Raw genomic sequence first — 4599 nt, forward strand, 5'->3', positions numbered from 1 at the left:
GGCATAACTGCAATATGGAGGCATGACCGGTTATTTTTCTGGATTCCCACTTCTAGCTAGGAAAGTATTGCTCGTGTGTATACCGATGTCATTCCTGCGAAAGCAGGGATCTATATTAAAAAATCTTTAAAATTAAAGATTTTTTATTACATAGTTTTTTTAAAGTGAAGCTTTTAAAAAAAGCTTTACTTTATTGGATTCCCGCCTACGTGGGAATGACATGAAACGAAAAATGTCCGGTACTATAGGCTTGACCACGAGATGCCAGTGGTGAAATCGAGCCATGCAACAACGCTTAGGTCGTTCGCAATGACGACTTTCAGTATCCACGCAATAACGCCTTACAAGAATCAAGTATATTTATACATTCTCTTCATCAAGCTTTACAGCTGCTTTACGCATTTTATCCATAAAGTAACCGGTTCCGGCAGGTACTAATCGTCCAACTATCACGTTTTCTTTTAGCCCTCGTAGCTTATCTATTTTACCGGCAATAGCTGCTTCAGTTAAAACTCTAGTAGTCTCTTGGAATGATGCCGCAGAGATAAACGATCTAGTTTGCAGAGAAGCTTTAGTAATACCTTGTAATATTAATTGTGCTTCAGCAGGTTTTAAGCCGTTTTTAATAGCTTTTTCATTTATCTCCTCGAATTCATGTCTATCTATTTTTTCCCCTGCTAATAAGGTAGTGCCACCTGAATCCGTGATTTCTACTTTTTGTAACATCTGACGAATAATAACTTCTATGTGCTTATCATCAATCTTTACACCTTGTAGACGATAAACGGCTTGCACCTCTTTAACAATATAATTTGCAAGAACCTCTACACCCATTACTTTTAAAATATCTTGAAGTACTGGATTACCGTCAATCAATAAATCGCCTTTTTTAACAAAGTCACCTTCGTTAACTACAACATGCTTGCCTTTAGGTACCATATACTCAATAGACATTGTTTCATCAATCGGATGTATAATAATACGTCTCTTAGATTTATAGTCTTTACCGAATTCTACTCTACCGTCAACCTCGGCAATAACTGCGTGATCTTTAGGACGTCTTGCTTCTACAAGCTCGGCAACTCTCGGTAAACCACCGGTAATATCTTTAGTAGTGGTTGATTCTTTCGGTATACGTGCAATAATATCACCTACAGATATTTGTACTCCGTCTTCTACGCTTAGAACTGCTCCAACCGGCAAGTAATATCTAGCTTCTAAACCGTTTGATAAAGCTATAACTTCACCTTTAGCATCTAAAAGCTGTATACGCGGACGTAATTCTGCACCGCGTGAATATTGCTTTGATTCAATAATAACTTTACTCGGTATTCCAGTAGCCTCGTCAGTTACGTCACGAATAGAAATACCCTCAACCATATCTTTGAATAAAACTTTACCTGATTTCTCCGTGATAATCGGTATAGTATAAGGATCCCACTCCGCTAGTTTTTGAGTTTTAATAACCATATCACCGTCATCAACAAGTAATCTAGCACCGTATGGAATTTTATGACGAGCCTTTTCATTACCGTTATTATCAAGTAATAATAATTCACAATTTCGGCTCATAACAATTTTACGTTCTTCGGAATTAATAACAACGTTACGACTTATAATTTTTACTTTTGCGTCATAGGAAGCTTCTACAGAAGAAACTTCAGCACCTTTTGTTGCCGCTCCTCCGATATGGAAAGTTCTCATTGTAAGCTGCGTACCCGGTTCACCGATAGATTGAGCAGCAATAACCCCGATTGCCTCACCCTCCGACACCAACGTACCGGTAGCAAGATCCCTACCGTAACATATGCTACATATACCGGTAGTACTTTCACAGGTTAATACAGATTTTATCATAATTCTGTCGAGTCCAGCCGACTCAATCTGCTCTAACTTTGCTTCATTAATAAGCTCGCCTTTATTGAGAATTAGATCATTAGTTACAGGATGAAATATATCGATAGCAGCAGTACGGCCTAAAATCTTTTCAGCTAAAGGTACTATAACTTCTCCCCCTTCAATAACACTCTTAACTTCAATCCTTTTATCAGTTCCACAATCTTTTTCGGTAATAATACAATCTTGTGCAACGTCTACTAATTTTCTTGTTAAGTAACCTGAGCTTGCTGTTTTTAAAGCCGTATCTATTTGCCCTTTACGCATTCCGTTAGCAGAATTAAAACACTCAAATTCAGTTAATCCTTCCTTAAAGTTAGAGATAATAGGAGTTTGTATAATTTGACCGTTTGATTTGGTCATTAAACCTCGCATACCGCCTAGCTGCTTAATTTGCTGGAAAGAACCTCTTGCTCCGGAGATAGCCATCATATATATAGCATTTATTTTTTGATGATTCGGATCATCACTAATCGGCGGCGTAGCAATCTCTTTCATCATGTCGTTTGCTACTCTATCGGTACATCTTGACCAAGCATCAACTACTTTATTGTATTTCTCTCCATAAGTAATTAAACCGTTTGAATATTGTTGTTCAAATTCTTTTATTTCAAGCTGAGTTTCATTGATATGAGTACTCTTAGATTCCGGTACTACCATATCGTCCATTCCAAAAGAAATACCTGAAGAACAAGCATATTTAAAACCTAGTTTCATTAGCTGATCGGCGAAAATTACCGTAGCTTTTTGACCGCAGTGACGATAAACTAAATCTATAACTAATGATATGTCTTTTTTAGTTAGTTGTTTATTAATAAACTTGAATTCTATATTAGGGTTAGAAGGCAATAATTCACCGACCATTAACCTACCGTAAGTAGTATCAATGATAACAGGGACCATTTTACCTTCGGCATTTAGCTGATTTCTACGATATTTTATCTTTGTATGAATAGTTATAAATTTATTATATAAAGCATGTTCCATCTCAGCTAAATCTGAGAACATCATCCCTTCGCCTACTTCATTATCAAATGCAAGGGTTAGATAATATAAACCAAGTACTATATCTTTATCTGGTACGATAATAGGACGTCCGTTTGCAGGGCTTAAGATATTATTTGTAGACATCATAAATACCCTAGCTTCAAGCTGTGCTTCAATCGATAACGGAATATGTACCGCCATCTGATCACCGTCAAAATCTGCATTAAACGCAGCACAAACAAGCGGATGAAGCTGAATTGCTTTACCTTCGATTAATAGCGGTTCAAATGCTTGAATACCTAATCTATGCAATGTCGGAGCTCTATTAAGTAAAACCGGATGCTCTCTTATGACTTCTTCAAGCACATCCCAAACTTCAGGTTTTTCAGCTTCCACCATTCTTTTTGCAGCTTTAATAGTCGTAGCAATACCGTACAACTCAAGCTTAGAATAAATAAACGGCTTAAATAGCTCCAATGCCATTTTTTTAGGTAAACCGCACTGATGAAGCTTAAGCTCAGGTCCGACCACGATAACCGAACGTCCTGAATAGTCAACCCTTTTACCAAGTAGGTTCTGACGGAAACGGCCTTGCTTACCTTTAAGCATGTCACTTAATGACTTAAATGGACGCTTATTGGCATTTTTCGCTGCTCTACCTCGACGACCGTTATCAAATAACGCATCTACCGCTTCTTGTAACATTCTTTTTTCGTTCCTGACTATTATATCAGGAGCTTTTGACTCTATTAGTTTCTTTAAACGATTATTTCTATTAATTACTCTTCTATAAAGTTCATTTAAGTCCGAAGTAGCAAATCTTCCGCCGTCAAGCATAACAAGCGGTCTAATTTCAGGAGGAATAACCGGCAAAACATCCATAATCATCCATTCCGGCTTGTTTTCCGACTCTAAAAAATCCTCTACTAATTTTAAACGCTTTACTAATTTTTTCTTTTTGACTTCTGAGGAAGTGGTTTGTAATTCCTCGTATAATTCTTGCTTTAACTTTGAAAAATTAAGCTCTTTAAGCATTTGTTGTATTACTTCTGCACCTATAGAGGCAGTAAATGCATCTTCACCGTACTTATCTTTTGCTTTCTGTAATTCTTCCTCTGTTAAGAGTTCGCCTTTTTGTAAAATCGATAACCCCGGGTCAACTACTACATAATTTTCAAAATAAAGAATCTTTTCTACATCTCGCATTGTCATATCAAGAAGCGTACTAATTCTTGAAGGTAGTGACTTTAAAAACCAAATATGAGCAACAGGGGCTGCAAGTTCAATATGCCCCATTCTTTCACGTCTTACTCTAGAAACCGTAACTTCAACGCCGCATTTCTCACATGTGATACCACGATTTTTTATCCGCTTATATTTACCGCAGAAACATTCGTAATCTTTTACTGGACCAAAAATTCTTGCACAAAATAAACCATCTTTCTCAGGTTTAAAGGTTCGATAGTTAATTGTTTCAGGTTTTGTTACTTCACCGAAAGACCACGAACGTACTTGATCAGGACTTGCTATATTAATCCTTATTTGATCAAATTGTTGAGTATTACTTAATTGTCCGTAAAAATTTACTACGCTCATAAATACTTTTCCTTAAAAATTACATCGTATACTTCTTTATATGTCATTCCCGCCTGGCATTGTTCCTTGGATACTACCTCGTCATTGCGAGGAAATTACAAAGTAATTGACGAAGCAATC

Annotated in this window: 1 protein-coding gene; it reads right to left on the bottom strand. The window is 36.8% G+C overall.

The genetic code is table 11. From position 1 onward, the window contains the following. Window positions 1-360: 360 nt before the first annotated feature. Window positions 361-4479 (bottom strand): DNA-directed RNA polymerase subunit beta', encoded by a 4119-nt coding sequence (gene rpoC, locus KYQ89_RS00710; protein WP_218459904.1) that lies wholly within the window; start codon window positions 4477-4479, stop codon window positions 361-363. Window positions 4480-4599: the final 120 nt, after the last annotated feature.

This window comes from Rickettsia sp. TH2014, from assembly GCF_019249195.1.
Lineage (GTDB): Bacteria > Pseudomonadota > Alphaproteobacteria > Rickettsiales > Rickettsiaceae > Rickettsia > Rickettsia felis.